The sequence below is a fragment of the Seonamhaeicola marinus genome (assembly GCF_008085455.1).
The window spans coordinates 1-825 of the sequence record NZ_VSDQ01000219.1 but is presented as its reverse complement, the minus strand read 5'-3'; the positions used below and the strand labels follow the sequence as shown (position 1 = coordinate 825).

Below are 825 nucleotides of genomic sequence, written 5' to 3'. Positions count from 1 at the left end.
TAATTTGCCCACGTTTTTCTATACAAAGGCTCATTACATTACCAACAAAATCGGCTTTAGTTATTATGGTTGCTTTAATATAAGGTTCTTCAACACGGTCTAGGGTTGAAGGATCGGGTAAATCACTTGGGTTGTTTACAATAATAATATCGTCTGGTTGTTTTTTGGTGTAAGCGTGGTATGATACGTTGGGAACGGTTGTAATTACCGTCATGTCAAACTCACGTTCAAGGCGTTCTTGAATAATTTCCATATGAAGCATGCCTAAAAAACCACAACGGAAACCAAAGCCTAAAGCGGCTGAACTTTCAGGAGCAAAAATTAATGAGGCATCATTTAACTGAAGTTTTTCCATTGAAGCTCTTAGCTCTTCATAATCTTCAGTATCAACGGGGTAAATACCAGCAAAAACCATTGGTTTTACATCTTCAAAACCAGAAATGGCATTTTTTGTTGGTTCTTTAGAATCGGTAATAGTATCACCAACTTTAACTTCGCGTGCATCTTTTATGCCGGTAATAAGGTAACCAACATCGCCTGCTTTAATTTCTTTTTTTGGTAATTGTTTAAGTTTTAGGGTACCAACTTCATCAGCAAAATACTTTTTATTGGTAGCAATAAATTTTATTTCTTGCCCTTTTTTTATAGAGCCATTAATAACCCTAAAGTAGGTTTCTACGCCTCTAAAGGGGTTGTAAACAGAATCAAAAATTAAAGCCTGTAAAGGCTCATCTGGGTTTCCTTTTGGTGCAGGAATACGATTAATAACCGCAGCTAAAACGTTTTCAATACCAAAACCAGTTTTACCACTGGCGTGTATAACAT

General features: G+C 36.1%; 1 protein-coding gene. It reads right to left on the bottom strand.

Going from position 1 to position 825, the window contains the following annotated elements; genetic code table 11:
* On the bottom strand, positions 1 to 825 hold an 825-nt coding region (locus FUA24_RS03110; RefSeq protein WP_246146934.1), incomplete at both ends, for an EF-Tu/IF-2/RF-3 family GTPase.